Origin of the sequence: Streptomyces sp. NPDC048507, from assembly GCF_043199995.1 — a bacterium.
Taxonomy (GTDB): Bacteria; Actinomycetota; Actinomycetes; order Streptomycetales; family Streptomycetaceae; genus Streptomyces.
Map to the genome: position 1 here is coordinate 709,731 of NZ_JBICWZ010000001.1, position 17,480 is coordinate 727,210.

The window sequence follows — 17,480 nt, forward strand, 5'->3', positions numbered from 1 at the left end:
ATATGTGGGGTATCAATGCGTCCTCCGATGGGCGCGGCGGTGCTGTTGGCACCTACCGGGCCGTACGAAACGAGTGGTGGACGCAAGATGTCAGACGGGCTGCCCGCTAGGGAAGTACCTTTTACCGCAGCAGAGTTGCGGATCGCATGGCTGAAAACAGTCGCCCGTCGGGGCCCGCCCCCGCCCGGTGCGGTACCGGGCGGGGGCGGGCGGGGTGGCCGGGGGCGGCCGGCCGGGCTGGGCACCGTGGGGGCGAGCCCTGCCCGGGCGGCTTCCGGCCGGGGTGCGGCGGCTAGGCCGGGACCCCGTCCTTGGCGCCGGCCGCGGAGCCGGCCGCGGGTACGCCCGTGGGTGCGGGCACCGTCGCGTCGGCCGTGTCGGCCGCGTCCGGCTCGGGCGCGTGGCCGTCGTCCACCAGCGTGGTCTCGTCGAACGGCAGCCGGCCCGCGAGGACCTCCGTGGCCCGCTCCCGGTCGAACTCCTTGGTCCACGTGCCGATCAGCACCGTGGCGACGGCGTTGCCCGCGAAGTTCGTCATCGCCCGGGCCTCGCTCATGAACCGGTCGATGCCCACGATCAGGCCCACGCCGTCCACGAGTTCGGGCCGGTGCGACTGGAGCCCGCCGGCCAGGGTGGCGAGGCCCGCGCCGGTGACCCCGGCCGCGCCCTTGGACGCCACGACCATGAACAGCAGCAGCGAGATCTGCTCGCCGAGTGCGAGCGGCTTGCCCATGGCCTCCGCGATGAACAGCGAGGACATCGTCAGGTAGATCGCGGTCCCGTCCAGGTTGAAGGAGTACCCGGTCGGCACGGTGATGCCGGTCACCGGGCGGGACACGCCGAGGTGTTCCATCTTCGCGATCAGCCGCGGCAGCGCCGATTCCGACGAAGAGGTCGACAGGATCAGCAGGAACTCCCGCCCCAGGTAGCGCACCAGCGAGAACACGCTGACGCCCGTACAGACCCGCAGCAGTGTGCCCAGGACCACGAAGACGAACAGCAGGCAGGTGGTGTAGAAGCCGATCATGATGACCGCCAGGGACTTCAGCGCGTCCGTGCCGGTCGCCCCGACCACCGCCGCGATGGCCCCGAAGGCGCCCACCGGAGCCGCCCACATGATCATCGCGAGGATCCGGAACACCAGCTTCTGGAGGTGTCCGATCCCGCGCAGCACCGGTTCCCCCGCCCGGCCCATCGCCTGGAGCGCGAACCCGCAGAGCAGTGCCACGAGCAGGGTCTGGAGCACCTCGCCGCCGGTGAAGGCCGACACCAGCGTCGTCGGGATGATGCCGAGCAGGAACTCCGGGGTGCTCTCGGCGCCGCCCGCCTCGGCCTGGGCCTCGCCGGCGTGCCGGACCGCCTCGGTCAGGTGCAGGCCGCTGCCGGGCTCCAGCAGGTTCCCGACGAGCAGGCCGATCGCCAGCGCGACCGTGGACATGACCATGAAGTAGCCGAGGGCGAGCCCGCCCACCGCGCCCACCTTCGCGGCCTTGCGGACGGAGCCGATGCCCAGCACGATCGTGCAGAAGATCACGGGCGAGATCATCATCTTGATCAGGTTCACGAAGCCGGTGCCCAGGGGCTTGAGCTCCACGGCGACGCCGGGCGCGGCGAAGCCGACGGCGATGCCGAGCAGCACCGCGGCGATCACCGCGATGTAGAGAAAGTGGGTCTTGTCGCGCCTGGCGGCCACGTCGCCTCCTGGGTGGTGAATGTGTTCCCGCAGACCATCGCCCGCCCTGTGACCCCGGTCACCCTTGCGTTCATTGAGTTCACGGCCGGGTGCACACTGAGCGCCATGTTCCGCTTCCCCCGACCGCCCCGCAGCCTCGCCGGCCAGCTGTTCGCCATGCAGGTGCTGCTGGTCGCCGTCGTCGTCGCCGGGTGCGCGGTCTTCGCGTACGCGACCGCCCGGGACCAGGCCGAGGACGCCGCGCGCCGCCAGGCCGGGGCGGTGGCGCGGGCCGTCGCCGACTCGCCGTCGGTGCGCGAGGCCGTACGGACGGAGGCGGACGGCGGCCCTTCGGCGGCCCTCCAGCCCTACGCGGAGCGGGTCCGCGCCGACGCGGGCGTGGACTTCGTGACGATCATGGCGCCCGACGGACGCCGCTGGACCCACCCCGACCCGCGCCGGATCGGCGAACGCTTCCTCGGCAACACGGCCCCCGCCCTGCGCGGGGAGACCTTCAGCGAGACCTACACCGGCACGCTGGGCCCCTCCATCCGCGTGGTGACCCCGCTCGCGGACGACCGGGGCCGGATCGTCGGCCTGGTCAGCGCGGGGATCACCGTCCGTGCCGTCAGCGACCGGCTCGCCGCCCGGCTCGCCGCCCTCGGCTGGGTGGCGGCCGGGGCGCTGGCACTGGGCGGGGCGGGCACGTACGTGGTCAACGCCCGGCTGCGCCGGCACACGCACGGCATGAACGCCGCCGAGCTGAGCCGGATGTACGACTACCACCAGGCGGCCCTGCACGGGGTCCGGGAGGGGCTGCTGATGCTCGACGGCCACCGCAGGATCACCCTCATCAACGACGCGGGACGCGAACTGCTCGGCCTGCGCGGTGACGTCGACGGCACCGGTGTCGCCGACCTCGGACTCCCCGCGCCGCTCACCGGGGCGCTGCTCGCCGACCGGCCCCGGGTCGACGAGGTGCACCTGACCACCGAGCGGGTGCTCGTCGTCAACAGCTCACCGGTGGCGGGCGGCGGCCGCCGGGGCACCGTGGTGACCCTGCGCGACCACACCGAGCTCCAGGCGCTCACCGGAGAGCTGGACCACGAGCGGGGCTTCACCCAGGCGCTGCGCTCGCAGGCCCACGAGGCCGCCAACCGGCTGCACACGGTGGTCTCCCTGATCGAACTGGGCCGCAGCGAGGAGGCGGTGGAGTTCGCCACCGCCGAACTGGAGCTGGCCCAGGCCCTGACGGACGAGGTCGTCACGGCCGTCGGCGAGCCGGTCCTGGTCGCCCTGCTGCTCGGCAAGGCGGCCCAGGCGCACGAGCGGGGCATCGAGCTCGCCGTCACCCCCGACAGCGGACCGGTCGACACCGGGCCGGGGGTCCCGCCCGCCCGGGACCTCGTCACGGTGCTCGGCAACCTCATCGACAACGCGGTCGACGCCCTGAGCGGCGTACCCGGCGGACGGATCGCGGTCACCGTGCGCGGCGACGCGGGCGGACTGCTGCTGCGGGTCGCGGACAACGGTCCCGGACTGCCCGAGGGCGTGGACGTCTTCCGGCGGGGCTGGTCGGGCAAGGGCGAGGGGCGCGGGCTGGGCCTGGCGCTGGTCCGTCAGGTGGCCCACCGGTACGGCGGCCTCGTCGAGGCGGCCCCCGGGCCGGACGGCGGCGCGGAGTTCACCGTCAGCCTGCCGCCGCGCGCTCCGGCGGGGACCGTACCGGATCCGGCCGCGGGGGCGCCCGGGCCCCGGCCCCGCATCCCCCGTCAGCGCGGCGCGGACGGCGCGGCGTGAGCGCGCCCGAGGTGCGGGTGCTGGTGGTCGAGGACGATCCGGTGGCCGCCGCCGCGCACGCCCTGTACGTGGGGCGGGTGCCCGGCTTCACCGCCGTGTCGGCCGTCCACTCCCTGGCCGAGGCGGCCCGCGTGCTGGAGCGGTCCCCCGTCGACCTGCTGCTGCTCGACCTCACCCTGCCCGACGGCCACGGGCTGCGCTTCGCGCGCGGCCTGCGGGCGGCCGGGCATCCCGTGGACGTGATCGCGGTGACCTCGGCCCGGGACCTGGCGGTGGTCCGCGAGAGCGTGTCGCTGGGCGTCGTGCAGTACGTACTGAAGCCGTTCGCGTTCCCGACCCTGCGCGAACGGTTGCTGCGCTACGCGGAGTTCCGTGCGACGGCGGGGGAGGCGGCCGGGCAGGACGACGTGGACCGGGCGCTGGCCGCCCTGCGCGCTCCGGCTCCGGCCGAGCTCCCGAAAGGGCTCAGCGCCGCGACCCTGGACCGGGTCGCGGCGCTGCTGCGGTCGGCGCCCGACGGGCTGACCGCGGCGGGGGCGGCCGGGGCGGCCGGAATGTCCCGGATCACGGCCCGCCGGTACCTGGAGCACCTGGTGGACACCGGCCGCGCGGACCGTGCCCCCCGGTACGGCCAGGTGGGCCGCCCCGAACTGCACTACCGCTGGCGGGCCGCGCCGGCCGGCTCGGTGTCGAAGGTGTAGAACTTGCGGTGGTCCAGCATGTCGGCCGGGGTCACGTCGTTCCACGGCCGCATCGTGTCGCGCAGGTCGACGACGTTGGCGGTGCCGGCGGCCGGCAGGTAGGTGGACTGCGGGTGCTTGGCCTGCCAGTCGGCCCAGAGCTTGTCGACGAACGCGTGGTGCATCCAGAACACCGGGTCGTTGGGCGAGACCCCGGTGCCCATCTGGCCGCCGACCCAGACGTGGACCCGGTTGTGCAGGTTGGCGCCGCGCCAGCCCTCCAGGTTGTTGCGGAAGCCGTTGGAGGCGCTGTTCCAGGGGGCCGTGTCGTAGACCGGCATCGCCAGGACGGCGTCCACCTCGGCCTTGGTCGGCAGCTGGGCGACGCCCTCGCCGAGCGCGCGCCGCAGGTAGGCGCGGCCGTCGACGCGTACGGCTATCTCCCACTTGCCCGTCGCGTACGCGAAGGCCCCGTCCATGACCTGCCCGTCGCGGGCACGGCCGGTGCCGCCGAGGAAATCGGCGGCCCAGAGGGAGGAGCGGGTGGTGCGGTCTGCCGTCCAGTCCCAGTACGGGATCGAAACGCTCGCGTCCACCGCCTGCAGCGCGGCCTCGAACTCCAGCAGAAACCGCCGGTGCCAGGGGAGGAAGGAGGGGGAGCGGTGGCCGACGCGGTCGCCCGAGTCGGTGTCGCTCATGATGAACCCGTTGTGGGTGGTCACGAACCGGTCGTAGCGGCCCGTGCGCTTGAGTTCGAGCAGCGCGTTGGTGAAGGCGCGCTTCTCCTCGGGGGTGAGGGCGGCCTGGTTCTTGCGGACGGTCATGCCGTGCCTCCCATCTGCATCGGGGCGAGCTGGGAGCCCTGGAGCTCGCGCACGGCGGCCCGGGCCAGGGGGAGGGGTTCGGCGAAGGTCTCGTAGTGGTTGACCACGCTGATCCAGGTGCCGTCGGCGTTCTGCATCACGTGCAGTTCGCGGCCGTCTATCTTCACGGTCGGCAGGCCGGGGGAGTGGTGGCCGCCGTGGTGGCCGCCCCCGGTGCCGGGAGTGATCTGGATGCGGCGGCCCTGGTACACCTCGTCGACGGTGCCGGCCGGGGTGGTGGCGGCGCGCGAGTCGGTGGCGGCGGCGTGCGCGGTGGCGCCCGCGATGCCGAGGACGGTGAGAGCGCCGGCGGTGGTGCCCAAGGCCTGCCGGCGGGTGATCTTGTTCATGGCCGAAGAACTATCAGGGCCAGGAGGGTAGTTGACCGCTATCCGGACATCCGCGGATAAGTTGTGTGCAAAACCAATGAAACGATCTTCCCGTCCGGATCGGCTCCGCCGGCCGTGACGGCAAGATCTGCGGAAGAAATGCTACCGGACAGTAATTCTTGTGGTGAGACGGTGAAGGTATGGAGGAGATCACACCTCGGAGTCGGCCGGAAGGCGCGGTATCCGCCCAAGGGGCGCCGGAGCCGAATTCATCATGATCTGCACCCTATAGTCCCGATATGGCTCTTCATGAGACGAAGGACGCACGTGCCCGGGACGCCGCGACGGACGTGTTCGCGTCCGCCCTCAGCGGCCAGATCCTCCCCAAGTACCGGATGCCCGACGACCCCGCGCCCTCCGACGTGGTCTACTCGCTCCTCCACAACGAGCTCCTCCTCGACGGCAACGCCGCCCAGAACCTGGCCACCTTCTGCACCACCTGGTCGGACGACGGCGTGCACCGCCTGATGAACGAGTGCCTCGACAAGAACATGATCGACAAGGACGAGTACCCGCAGACCGCCGAGATCGAGGCGCGCTGCGTCAACATCCTGGCCGACCTGTGGAACGCCCCGCCCGGCACCTCCGGCACCGGATGCTCCACCACCGGATCCAGCGAGGCCGCCATGCTCGGCGGCCTCGCCCTCAAATGGCGCTGGCGGGCCCGCCGTCGGGCCGAGGGCAAGCCGGCCGACCGCCCCAACCTGGTGTGCGGCCCGGTCCAGATCTGCTGGGAGAAGTTCGCCCGGTACTTCGACGTCGAACTGCGCCAGGTCCCCCTGGAGCCGGGCGCCACCGGACTGCTGCCCCACCAGCTCGCCGCCCACGTCGACGAGAACACCATCGGCGTCGTCGCCATCCTCGGCGTCACCTACACCTGCGACTACGAACCCGTCGCCGAGATCTCCGAGGCGCTCGACCGGATCCAGGCCGAACACGGCTGGGACGTCCCCGTCCACGTGGACGCCGCCAGCGGCGGCTTCGTCGCCCCCTTCCTCCACCCCGACGTCGTGTGGGACTTCCGGCTGCCGCGCGTGGCCTCCGTCAACACCTCCGGCCACAAGTACGGGCTCGCCCCGCTCGGCGTCGGCTGGATCGTCTGGCGCACCGCGGACCTGCTCCCCGCCGACCTCGTCTTCGACGTGGACTACCTCGGCGGCGACATGCCGACCTTCGCGCTCAACTTCTCCCGCCCCGGCGGCGAGGTCATCGCCCAGTACTACCTGTTCCTGCGCCTCGGCCGGAGCGGCTACCAGCGCGTCCAGCAGGCCTGCGCCGACACCGCCCAGTACCTCGCCCGGCAGATCGCCGACATGGGCGCCTTCACCCTGCTCTACGACGGCCGGGGCGCACTGCCCGCCGTCTCCTACACCCTCGCCGACCCGGCGGGGGCCGGGTTCACCCTCTACGACCTCTCCGACCGGCTGCGGATGCGCGGCTGGCAGGTGCCCTCGTACCCGCTGCCCGCCGACCGCCAGGACACCGTCATCCAACGCGTCCTGATCCGGCACGGGGTGACCCGCGACCAGATCGCCCTGCTCGTCACCGACCTGCGCCGGGCCGTCGAACACCTCACCGCCCACCCGCAGCCGGTCCCCGCCACCGAACCCCGCTCCGCCTTCCACCACTGACCGCCGCGGACCCGGCGCGGCACCATCCGAAAGGGACGACCTAGCCGGAGCCCGGCCAGCGCATCCCCAGGGCGGTCAGCGCGGCCGCCCGTTCCGGCGGCAGCCGCCCGGCCCGGGAACGCTGGTTGGCGATCCACGACCCGAGCCGCAGCTCCCGGTCCCCCACCCGCTCCACGTGCGGGCGGGGGACCCGCAGGTGCCCCTCGCGGGCCCGGAACAGCCGGGCCGCCTCCAGGTGGTCCGCCCAGGCATCGGCATGGCTGCGGCGCGACGGCGGCCGCTCCTCCTCGCGCGCCGGGTCCAGCCCCAGCGCGTGTTCCAGCAGCCAGCGCTGCGCCCACCGCAGCCGGTCCCACCCCAGCCGTTGCGCGCGCACCCAGCCCCCCAGGTCCTCGCCCTGCACCAGCAGCAGGCCCGGCCCCTCCGGGATCCGCCCGCCCGCGTCCAGGTGCGCCCGCGTCAGATGGAAGGCCCGCTGCCAGCCGATGTCCCACGCGGGGCACCAGGACGGGTCGATCGCGTCCAGGGCCTCCCGGCGGTCCTCGGGCAACGCCCCCGGCCCCTCCCGGCGGGCGGCGGCCCGGTTGTTCTTCATCCACACCCCGACGGGCGCCCCGTGCCAGGTGGCGTCCACCGGCGGCAGCAGGTGCCCGTGCCCCTCGGCCCAGGCCCGGGCCGCCGCCAGCCCCTCCTCGAAGGCCACGTCGAAGTGGCTCCACACCATGCCGATCTCGTCCAGCTCCCGGGTCCGCTCCCGGCCCAGCGCGCCCCGGCGGTACGTCCGCCGCGCGTCCGCGATCCACTGGCCGAGCGGGAACCCCGCCGGTGCCGCGGGGCCGTCCGCGCCGGAGGCCGCGACCCGGTAGGCGAACGGCACCCGCAGGTTCCCGGCCGCCGCGGCGTAGGCCCGGGCCGCCTCCGCGCCGCGCCGCCACCGCGCGTGCTCCGGGTTGAGCACCCGCAGCCGGATGAAGGCCGCCAGCAGCGCCGGGTCCCGGGGGGTGGAGAAGCTCAGCAGGGCCCGCGCCCCCGGCCCGGGGCCGGTGCCCGGTCCGCCCGCACCGGCGGCCGACGCCGGGCGGCCCGGCGCCTGCGGCTGGGCCAGGGCCTCCACCAGCCGCGAGTCGTGCGCCCTCAGCGCTTCCAGGAGCCGCGCGAGGTCCCCGTACGCCCGTGAGGTCAGCATCGTCTCCGGTGACTCGCCGGGCCCCAGCAACACCGGCACCACCAGCGAGGCGACCTTTCCCTCACCGGGCCGGATCCGCAGCGCCCGGCCCACGGCCTGCACCAGGTCCGGCATGGAACCGCGCACGTCCGCCCAGAAGACGGAGTCGCACTCCTTGGTGTCCACCCCCTCGCCCAGCACCCGGACACTGCCCAGGAAGGCCTTCTCCGCGACCCGGTCGGCGGCGAACGCCTCCAGCACCCGCCGCCGGTGGGCCGCCGTGTGCTGTCCGCACAGCCAGTCCGCCCACACCGTCCGGGGATAGGCCGGCAGGGGCGAGCGGCTCGCGGTGCGCAGCCGCGCCGCGACCGCCGGCAGTCCCGCCGCGAAGGCCTCGGCCTCCTTGGTCAGGTGGTGGAATACCAGCGTCCGCCGGAAGCCCTGGTCGGCCGCCGCCTTCACCAGCGCGGCCTGGAGCGCCGCCAGCCGCATCCCTCGCACCCGGTCCGAGCGGCCGTCGGCGCCCAGCAGCACCTCCGCCTGGAAGCCGGGGTCGCTGACGTCCACGCACACCACCCGGTACGGCGCGCAGATGCCCCGGTCGATGGCCTCGGACAGCGGCAGCGTGTAGCAGCGGGCGCCGAAGGGCCCCGCCGGATCGTCCTCCATGGACGCGACGAGCTCGCCGTGCCCGCGCGCGCCGCCGCCGGGCGCTGCGTACTCGGTGCCACCGGTCCCGGGCTCCGCGTCCGCCGCCTCCGCCTCGCTCTCCTCGCCGTCCCGCCACACGCGGGGCGTGGCGGTCATGTAGAGCCGCCGGGCGGAGGGGATGCGCGCGTTGTCGTGGACCACCGCCCAGGGCTTGCCGATCCGCCCCGACGTGCGGTGGGCCTCGTCGACCACCACCAGGTCCCAGGGCGGCAGCCCCGCCAGATGGGCCCGTTCGAGCGTGCCCAGACCGAGGGAGGCGTACGTGGCGAACACCGTCACCCGCTGGAGCGGCCGGGCGCCCCAGCGGGCCAGCTCGCCCGGATCGGTGGTGGCCGGCACCCCGGCGTCCTCGCCGCGCAGCGAGCACACCGCGACCGCCCGCCCGCTGCGGCCGCCCGCGCGCCAGGCGGCCACGGTCTGCACGAGCAGGTCGAGGGAGGGCACCAGGACGAGCACCCGGCCCGCCCGCAGCGCCTCCGCCGAGCGCACGGCGACCAGGGACTTCCCCGATCCGGTCGCCATGATCACCTGGGTCCGCAGGCCTTCGGCCGGGAACCGGCCGTTCGCCGGCGGCTCCAGCGCGCGCACGACGGCGTCGACGGCCTCCCGCTGATGCGGGCGCAGCTCCGTCCTCGCCGTCCGGACCACGACTTCGACCCCCTTGATCTGCTGGTTCGCCTCCAGTACCCATCTTGCCCGGAAAATGAGTCAACGGGGTGGCGGGGGCCGGACGCTCCCCGCCACGGTGTCGTCGCCGGGCGGCCCGTGACGGCGGGGGCGTCAGCGGGCCCCGAAGTTCTGCGTCCACCAGGGGCCGCCCGAACCGTTGTGGATGCCCACGCCGATGTCCTTGAAGGAACAGTTGAGGATGTTCGCCCGGTGCCCCGGGCTCTTCATCCACGAGTCCATCACGTCCGCCGCCGTCTGCTGGCCCCGCGCGATGTTCTCCCCGTACGTGGACCAGCGGTACCCGGCGGCCGTGGTCCGCGTCCCCGGGTCCGCCCCGTCGGGGTTGGTGTGCGCGAAGAAGTCCCGCCCCGCCATGTCGTCGGAGTGCCCCTGGGCCGCCGACCGCAGCTGCGCGTCCTCCTTCAGCGGGCCGCAGCCGGCCGCCGCCCGCTCGGAGTTGACGAGCGCGATGACCTGACCGGCCACCCCCGCCGGGGCGGGCGCCGGAGCCGGCGGGGCCGGACGCGGCGGCGCGCTCTTGGACCGCGCGGGCGCCGGGGACGTCGCCGGACTCGCGGACGGCGAGGGCGACGCCGAAGCGGAAGCCGACCCGGCGGGGGACGGCGAGGCGGACGCCGACGCGGAGGGCGGGGCGGAGGGCGGGACCGCGGCGTCGTCGGGCGCGGAGAGCGCGGCCAGCGGGGAGGCCGACGCACTGCCCGCCGCCTCGGCGCCCCGCTTGCCGGGGAGCGAGCCGAGGTAGACCAGACCGCCGCCCGCCACGCACGCCGCGACCACGGCGCCGCCGATCACCCGGCGGCGGTGCTGCCGCCGCCTGCGCTGCGCCCCGCGCCCGGCCCCGGAACCGGCCCCGGGATCGCGGGCGTCGCCCGCCTTGCGGCGCGCGGCCCGGCCCGGCCCGGACACCACCGGGGCGAGCTGGGTCTCGGCGCCGGCGAAAGCGGCTCCCGAGGCGTCCGCCGGAGCCTGCGCCCCGGCGCGGGCGGCGCCGGCGGGGGCGAAGCCCGCGGCCGTGGCCGCCCGTACGCCGGCCAGCAGTGCCGCCGTCACCGGGACCAGCGCCAGACCGGCCAGCAGCCCCTCCGCCGGGACCAGCCCGTTCCACAGCCCCGAGCAGCGCAGGCACTCCCGGGCGTGCCGGGCTATTCGCTTGCGCCACAGGGCGGACGGCAGCCCGTCCCAGGTGCCCGTCACGGCCCGCAGCCCCTCGCACGGGGGCTGGGCCTCCAGGGCCCGCTCCACCACCCGGGCCGACTCCAGCTGGGCCTTCATCCGCTGGACCCGCACCGCCGTGTGCTGCGGGGTCAGTTCCAGGGCCGCGGCCGTCTCGGCCCGCGTCACCTCACCGGCGCACTCCAGCCACCACAGCGACAGCAGCGCCCGGTCGTCGGGCTCCAGCCAGCGCGTGGCGCGGGCGGTCTCGCGCCGCTGCCCGGACAGGTGGAGGCGTACGACGGTCAGGTCGGCGAAGTCGGCGCCGGGATCGGCGACGTCCGCGGCCGCCTCCAGCCCGCTCTCGCCCGGAACCCCGCTGCGGGCCTGCCAGTGCGCCCGCACCCGGTTCATCGCGATGGCCACCAGCCAGGACCGGAAGCTCTCGTCCGACCGCAGGCCGCCCAACCCGTCGAGCGCCCGCAGCATCGTGTCCTGGACCACGTCGTCCACGTCGCACGACCCGTTCAGGGCCCGGCCGACGATGTTGTAGACGAGCGGCAGATGGGCGGCGACGAGCTCGTCCTGGGCGCGGGGATCGCCCGCGCGGGCCGCTGCCACCAGCGCTGCCGTGTGCTGTGTACTCATGTGAAAGTCCCTGTCCGTACCGGCGGTCGATGATGCCCAATAACTGGGAGACCGTCGAGTCGGGGCCCGATAACGGATATCCGGAGAAAATCTTTCGCGGCTGCTCCGAACGGGGTCGCGGGCGCGGTCGCGGGCGCGGTCGCGGGGGTGTTCACAGCAGCGGCGACAGCGCCCGCGCCGCCGCTCTCAGGGCGGGCGCGTAGGCCTCGACCTCCGCGCGGGAGACCAGGAAGGTGACGGTGGTGACGGAGACCCCGCCCACCGGGCGGCCGTCGGGGCCGGGGACCGCCGCCCCGGCGCAGCGGATGGTGGGCTCGTTCTCCTCGTCGTCCACGGCGAAGCCCCGTGCCCTGACCGCGGCCAGTTCCGCCTCCAGCTCCAGGGCGGTGGTCAGGGTCTTCGGGGTGCGGCGCGGCAGTCCCGCCGCGGCGGTCAGGGCGCGGACCTCCTCGGCGGGCAGGAGCGCGAGGACGCTCTTGCCGATCGCCGTCGTGTGCAGCGGCATCCGCATGCCGACGCGCGATGCCGTCCGGAAGGGCTGGTCGGCCTCCAGCTTGCGGACGTAGGTGATGGTCTCCCCGGTGAGCAGGGCCAGGTGGACCGTCTGGCCCGTCTCCCGCCGCAGCTCGTGCAGGACCTCGTCGACGCCCGCCGGTTCCGCCGCGCCGACCAGCGCGGACAGTCCGCGCAGCCGGGGCCCGACGCCGTAGCGGCCCTCGCCCTCCGCCCGTACGAAGCCCTGCTCGGCCAGCGCCGCCAGGATCCGGAAGGTGCTCGACTTGGGCACCGCGGCAGCCGTCGTCACGTCCGTCAGCCGGTGCGGTCCGCCGGGCGCGGCGACCGCCTCCAGGATGCGCAGGGACTTCTCCAGGGCCGATCCGGCGGCCGAGGTGCGGCCGCCCGCGCTCGCGCCCCCGGCGGCGCCGGCGGGCTGCGGAACTTCCTCTCCGGGGCCTTGCTCCGTTGACACGTCGTCTCCCTGGGTGGGTAAGGTCTGGACCACGAAGTTCCGGCACACGATACCCCGTTCCACTACGTGGAACATCATCGGAGGGTCCCTTGTCCTGCCATCCGTACGCGGTCATAGTCGCCCAGCGCCTGCTGCCGGTCCTGCGCACCACCGGCGCGGACGAGGCCGTCCGCGCCACCACTGCCCTGCTCGCCGCAGGCTGCCGGGCCGTCGAACTCACCACCACCATCCCCGGCTGGGCGGCGGCCGTCGCGCGCACCGCCCCGCTCGCCGACGCCCGCGGCCGCGCCGCCCTGATCGGCGTGGGCACCGTCACCACCGCCGCCCACGCCGAAGCCGCCCTCGACGCCGGCGCCGCCTTCCTCGTCTCCCCCTACCCCGCCCCCGAGGTCCGCGAGGTCGCCCGGCGGCGCGCGGCGGTGTTCGTCGAGGGCGGCTACACCCCCGGCGAGATCGCCGCCGCCGCCCGCGCGGGCGGCGCCGCGAAGGTCTTCCCGGCCCACGTGGGCGGCCCGGACTTCATCCGCTCCCTCAAGGCGGTCCTCCCCGACGCCCTCCTCGTGCCGACCGGCGGCATCCGGCCCGGCGAGGTCCGCGACTGGCTCGCCGCGGGCGCGAGCGCCGTGGGCATCGGCAGCGGACTGCCCGCCGACCCCGCCGAACTGGCCGCCGTCTTCGCCGGGCTGGCCGGACCGTGCTGTCCCGCGTGCGAGCGCGACCGGCCGGAGCCCACCCGCGGCTCCGGGGCGTGCTGACGGTGGCGGGCACCGCCGGGCCCACCGGCTCCCCGCGCGGCTACGACGTCCTCGTGCTCGGCGAGGTCCTGGTCGAGATCCACGCCGACACGGCCCTGCGCGCGGCGGCAGACGGCACCGGCGCGCGGATCTCCTACTCCGGCGACGCCCTGAACGCCGCGGCCGCCGCCGCGGCGGCCGGGGCCCGCACCGCCCTGCTGGCGGTCGTGGGCGACGACGAGCTGAGCGTCCCCCTGCTGCGCCGCGCCGCCGGACTGGGCGTGGACGTCTCCCACGTCCGCCGGGCGCCGCGCCCCAACGGCGCCTACCTGCTCTGCGCCGATGCGGAGGGCGGGCGGGAATTCGTCTACTGGCGCTCCCGCAGCGCCGGTTCCACCCTCTCCCCGGCCCACACCGAATCCTGGCGGGACCTGCTGACCGGCACGAAGGCCCTGATCACCAGCGGGATCACGGGCGCACTCTCCCCGAGTGCCCGGGAGGCCGTGCTGGACGCCGTGCGCACGGTGCACGCCGCCGGCGGGCACGTCACCTACGACCCCAACCACCGGCCCCGGCTGACCGGCCGGAGCGAGGCCCGGGAGCTGCTGGCCCGGATCGCCCCGCTGACCGGGCTGCTGAAGACCTCCTGCCCGGCCGACGCGCTCGCCCTGGTGGACACCGGCGACCCGTACGCGGCCGCGTCCCGCTACCGGGCGCTGGGGGCCCGCGCGGTGGCCGTCACCTGCGGGGCGGACCGGCTGCTGCTGGACGACGGCGGCCACGTGTCCCGCTTCCCGGTCCCGGCCGATCCGGCGCCCGTCGACGCGACGGGTGCCGGGGACTGCTTCACCGGCACCGCCACGGCCCGGCTGGCGCTGGGCGACCCCCTCGCGCGGGCGGTCGCCCACGGGGTGGCGGCCGCCTCCCTCTCGGTCTCCGGGCGCGGCGGCACCGGTCACGTACCGGCGTTCGCCGAGACGGCCGCGCTGGCCGCCACGGTCCGTCCGGACACGGAACGGGGTCCGTGACCCGGCCCACAGGCCGGTCGCCGTCCGCAGCCCGCGTACGGGGGCCGGCGCGGCGGGCGGTTCCCGGGCGGCGTCGGCCGCCTGCGCGGCGGGCAGGCGGAGCGCCCCGGCCGGCTCCGACCGCGCGGGTACGTGGAGGGCGCCGCCGGGCCGGAAGGGTCTTCCGCGGCCCGGCGGCGCCGGTCGGGCGGCCCCGGTCGAGGGGCGGGTGCTGCGGGGCCGGCGGCGGACCGGCCCCGCGCGGGGTCAGCGGCCGTGCAGGCCCCGGTCCACGGCGGCGGTCAGTTCACCCTCGGCGGTGTCGGCGTCCAGGGACCAGAACATCGCCCCGCCCAGGCCCTGTTCGCGCACGTACCGGGCCTTGGTGTTCAGCACCTGCGGGTCGTCGTAGGTCCACAGGGTGGTGCCGTCGAAGAGCCAGGCGTGGCCGCCGCGCCGGTCCCGGTGCACCTGGAAGGTGCCGGAGGCGGCCAGCTTCCTCAGCTCCTTGTAGTCCTCGTACCCGGCCGCCCAGGTGGCGGGCGCCGGACCCGTCGCCGGCTGTCCCATGCCGTCGCCGCCGCCGCTGACCCCGGTCCAGCCCTGGCCGTAGAACGGCATGCCGACCACCAGCTTGCGGGCCGGCGCCCCGCGCCGGCGCCAGGCCTCCACCGTGCCCTCCACGCTGAAGTCGTTCCGCGCCCGCAGGGCGGACTGCTGGGCCGTGGTCTTCTCCCCGGACACGTGGAAGTCGTAGCCCTGGAGGTTCACGAAGTCGAGGCCGCGCATGATCCGGCGGACGTCGAAGCCCGCGTCGATCTTCGCGGGCGCGGTCGGCACGAAGGCGGACAGCTCGTAGGTCCGCCGCTTCTCGCGGCCGTACGCGTCGAGCTGGCGGCGGAACTCCTCGACCAGCGCGGCGAAGTTGCGCTTGTCCTCCGGCCGGAACTTCGTGTCGGTGTCGCCTTCCGAGCCGGGCCACTCCCAGTCCAGGTCGATGCCGTCGAAGAGGCCCGCCGCCGCGCCCGCGCCGCCCCGGGCGCCGTCCTGCGGAAGGTTGCCCTTCATGTAGAGGTCGATGCAGGAGGAGACGAAGGCCTTGCGGGAGGCGGGGGTGAGGGCGGCGTCCGAGAAGTGGGTCGACCAGCTCCAGCCGCCCAGCGAGATCATCACCTTGAGCCCGGGGTGGCGGGCCTTGAGCTCCCGCAGCTGGTTGAAGTTGCCGGCCAGGGGCTGCTCCGCCGTGTCGGCCACCCCGTCGACGGAGTTCGCCGCGTCGAGCGGGCGGACGTAGTCGGCCCACGCGTCGGCCTCGCCGGGCACGTTCCCGGTGAAGCACTTGCCGTCGGCGCTGACGTTGCCGAAGGCGTAGTTGACGTGCGTGAGCCGGGCGGCGCTGCCGCTGGTCTCCAGGTCCTGGACCTGGAAGTCGCGCCCGTAGACGCCCCATTGGGTGAAGTACCCGACCTTGCGGAACGCGGTGTCGTGGCCGCCTCCCGCCGCTGCCGGCGCCTCCCGCGGACCCGCGGTGGCGGCGGGCGCGAAGGCGGTCAGCAGGGACAGGGAACAGGCGGCGACGGCGAGCCTGGCGAGCGTGCTGCGGCGCATGGGCTTCCTTTGCGGATGCGGGGGAGTGGTGCTCGTCAGCCGGAAACTATTGGTCTGGACCAGCTGGGTCAAGGGTGCGTTCACCTCGGGTTCCGCCCGGCGGCCCGGTCGTCCGAAATTCCTCCTTCACGGCCCTGGGCACCTCTGCGCCCCCTCGCTACCCTCCGCGCATGATTCCCACGGTGGTCTGGGGCACGGGCAACGTCGGCCGCGCGGCGATCCGCGCCGTCGACGCCCACCCGGCGCTCGAACTCGCGGCAGTGATCGTCCACAACCCCGGGAAGGTCGGCCGCGACGCGGGCGAACTCGCCGGGCTCGAGTACCCGTTGGGGGTGGCGGCGACCGACGACAGCGAGGCGGTGCTCGCCGCCCGCCCGGCCGCCGTCGTCTACGCGGCGTCCGGTGACGTCCGCCCCGACGACGCGCTCGCCGACATCACCCGGGCGGTGGCCGCCGGGGCGGCCGTGGTCAGCCCGGCCCTCTACCCCCTCTACGACCACCGCAACGCCCCGCCGGAGTTCCGGGACCCGGTGCTCGAGGCCGTCGCACGGGGCGGCGGCTCGCTGTTCGCCTCCGGCGTCGACCCCGGCTGGGGCAACGACGTGCTCCCGCTGCTGCTCAGCGGCCTCGGCACCCGGGTGGACGTGATCCGCTGTCAGGAGATCTTCGACTACTCCACGTACGAGCAGCCGGACTCCGTCCGCTACCTGGTCGGCATGGGCCAGCCCATGGACTACGAACCGATGATGCTCATGCCCTCCGTCCCCACCATGGTGTGGGGCGGGCAGGTCCGGATGATGGCCCGGGCGCTGGGCGTGGAACTCGACGAGATCCGCGAAACCTCGGACCGCCGCCCCCTCGAAACCACCGTCACCACCCGCACCATGGGCGAGTTCGAAGCCGGCACCCAGGGCGCCATCCGCTTCGAGGTGCAGGGCATCGTCGCGGGCGAACCCCGCATCGTCATCGAACACGTCACCCGCATCCACCCCTCCTGCGCCCCCGACTGGCCCACGCCGCCCGACGGAACCGGCGCCCACCGCGTCGTCATCGAGGGCCGTCCGCGCATCGAGGTCACCGTCGAGTGCACCGACGAGGACGACAACCGCTCGGCCGGCGGCAACGCCACCGCCGTCGGCCGCCTCGTCGGCGCCATCGACTGGCTGGTCGACGCGGAGCCCGGACTCTACGACGCGCTCGACATCCCGCTGCGACCCGCAGTCGGCAAACTCGGAAGGAAGCAGTCATGAGGATCGACGTTCCCGAAGGACAGCACCCCATCGAGTACGTATGGGGCGACATGGTCCCCGGCATCGGCATGGCCGCCGCCAACTTCTCCCTGTCGGTGTACGCCCACACCACCCTCGGCCTGCGCGAGTTCGAGGCCGCCCGGCTGCGCATCGCCCAGATCAACGGCTGCGTCTTCTGCCTGGACTGGCGCACCGACCGGGACGGGGAGAAGGTCGAGGACTCCTTCGCCGACGCGGTGACCGAGTGGCGCACCACCGCCGCCTTCGACGACCGCACCCGCCTGGCGGCGGAGTACGCGGAGCGCTACGCGCTGGACCACCACAGCCTGGACGAGGAGTTCTGGGCGCGGATGACCGCGCACTACAGCCAGTTGGAGATCGTGGAGCTGAGCATGAGCATCGGCTCCTGGCTCGCCTTCGGCCGGCTCAACCACGTCCTGGGCCTCGACAGCGTCTGTGTGCTGCCGAGCGGCTGACACGGCCCGGGGCCGGGCGGAGGCACACCCTCCG

The 17,480-nt window shown here is 74.7% G+C and carries 14 protein-coding genes; 7 read left to right on the forward strand and 7 right to left on the reverse strand.

What is annotated here, in order from left to right; genetic code table 11:
• Positions 1-292: 292 nt before the first annotated feature.
• The gene (locus tag ACGFXC_RS03300; protein ID WP_393708960.1) at positions 293-1,693 is read right to left on the reverse strand and encodes a cation:dicarboxylate symporter family transporter; all 1,401 of its coding nucleotides are present in this window, start codon (positions 1,691-1,693) and stop codon (positions 293-295) included.
• 105 nt (positions 1,694-1,798) lie between these two features.
• On the opposite strand from ACGFXC_RS03300, the gene ACGFXC_RS03305 reads away from it, so the two are divergent.
• Together ACGFXC_RS03305 and ACGFXC_RS03310 are read left to right on the forward strand one after the other, a co-directional pair.
• Positions 1,799-3,472: an ATP-binding protein gene (locus ACGFXC_RS03305; protein ID WP_393708961.1), complete on the forward strand. Its 1,674-nt coding sequence runs from the start codon at positions 1,799-1,801 to the stop codon at positions 3,470-3,472.
• Positions 3,469-4,173, forward strand: a complete 705-nt coding sequence (locus ACGFXC_RS03310; protein ID WP_393708962.1) for a response regulator — start codon at positions 3,469-3,471, stop codon at positions 4,171-4,173. The genes ACGFXC_RS03305 and ACGFXC_RS03310 overlap by 4 nt, the downstream gene beginning before the upstream one ends.
• Here the strand turns inward: ACGFXC_RS03310 and ACGFXC_RS03315 are convergent.
• Positions 4,128-4,976, reverse strand: coding sequence for a tyrosinase family protein (locus ACGFXC_RS03315; RefSeq protein WP_393708963.1), 849 nt, complete (start codon positions 4,974-4,976; stop codon positions 4,128-4,130). The two genes, ACGFXC_RS03310 and ACGFXC_RS03315, sit on opposite strands and share 46 nt — an antisense overlap.
• Positions 4,973-5,365, reverse strand: a complete 393-nt coding sequence (locus ACGFXC_RS03320; protein ID WP_393708964.1) for a tyrosinase family oxidase copper chaperone — start codon at positions 5,363-5,365, stop codon at positions 4,973-4,975. Before ACGFXC_RS03320 ends, ACGFXC_RS03315 begins: the two co-directional genes overlap by 4 nt.
• Positions 5,366-5,643: 278 nt before the next feature.
• On the opposite strand from ACGFXC_RS03320, the gene ACGFXC_RS03325 reads away from it, so the two are divergent.
• On the forward strand, positions 5,644-7,035 hold the full coding sequence (locus ACGFXC_RS03325) for a glutamate decarboxylase (protein WP_393708966.1): 1,392 nt from the start codon (positions 5,644-5,646) through the stop codon (positions 7,033-7,035).
• 40 nt (positions 7,036-7,075) lie between these two features.
• On the opposite strand, the gene ACGFXC_RS03330 is transcribed toward ACGFXC_RS03325, so the two are convergent.
• The 3 genes from ACGFXC_RS03330 to ACGFXC_RS03340 form a co-directional block, all read right to left on the reverse strand.
• Positions 7,076-9,559 (reverse strand): Helicase associated domain protein, encoded by a 2,484-nt coding sequence (locus tag ACGFXC_RS03330; protein WP_393708968.1) that lies wholly within the window; start codon positions 9,557-9,559, stop codon positions 7,076-7,078.
• Positions 9,560-9,691: 132 nt separating this feature from the next.
• On the reverse strand, positions 9,692-11,401 hold the full coding sequence (locus ACGFXC_RS03335; protein ID WP_393708969.1) for a sigma-70 family RNA polymerase sigma factor: 1,710 nt from the start codon (positions 11,399-11,401) through the stop codon (positions 9,692-9,694).
• A 151-nt stretch (positions 11,402-11,552) separates the two neighbouring features.
• Entirely contained in the window at positions 11,553-12,371 is an 819-nt protein-coding gene (locus tag ACGFXC_RS03340) for an IclR family transcriptional regulator (protein ID WP_393708971.1), read from the reverse strand.
• Between the two features lie 89 nt (positions 12,372-12,460).
• Between ACGFXC_RS03340 and ACGFXC_RS03345 the strand changes: the two genes are divergently transcribed.
• Together ACGFXC_RS03345 and ACGFXC_RS03350 are read left to right on the forward strand one after the other, a co-directional pair.
• Positions 12,461-13,126, forward strand: a complete 666-nt coding sequence (locus ACGFXC_RS03345; RefSeq protein ID WP_393708973.1) for a bifunctional 4-hydroxy-2-oxoglutarate aldolase/2-dehydro-3-deoxy-phosphogluconate aldolase — start codon at positions 12,461-12,463, stop codon at positions 13,124-13,126.
• A complete protein-coding gene (locus tag ACGFXC_RS03350; RefSeq protein ID WP_393708975.1) occupies positions 13,078-14,133 on the forward strand; it encodes a sugar kinase in 1,056 nt (351 codons plus the stop codon). The genes ACGFXC_RS03345 and ACGFXC_RS03350 overlap by 49 nt, the downstream gene beginning before the upstream one ends.
• A 246-nt stretch (positions 14,134-14,379) precedes the next feature.
• On the opposite strand, the gene ACGFXC_RS03355 is transcribed toward ACGFXC_RS03350, so the two are convergent.
• Positions 14,380-15,720, reverse strand: a complete 1,341-nt coding sequence (locus tag ACGFXC_RS03355; RefSeq protein ID WP_393708977.1) for a glycoside hydrolase family 18 protein — start codon at positions 15,718-15,720, stop codon at positions 14,380-14,382.
• A 170-nt stretch (positions 15,721-15,890) separates the two neighbouring features.
• On the opposite strand from ACGFXC_RS03355, the gene ACGFXC_RS03360 reads away from it, so the two are divergent.
• Both ACGFXC_RS03360 and ACGFXC_RS03365 read left to right on the forward strand, forming a co-directional pair.
• The gene (locus tag ACGFXC_RS03360; RefSeq protein WP_393708979.1) at positions 15,891-16,970 is read left to right on the forward strand and encodes a dihydrodipicolinate reductase; all 1,080 of its coding nucleotides are present in this window, start codon (positions 15,891-15,893) and stop codon (positions 16,968-16,970) included.
• Positions 16,967-17,446: a carboxymuconolactone decarboxylase family protein gene (locus ACGFXC_RS03365; protein ID WP_393708980.1), complete on the forward strand. Its 480-nt coding sequence runs from the start codon at positions 16,967-16,969 to the stop codon at positions 17,444-17,446. Before ACGFXC_RS03360 ends, ACGFXC_RS03365 begins: the two co-directional genes overlap by 4 nt.
• The last annotated feature ends 34 nt before the right edge of the window (positions 17,447-17,480 follow it).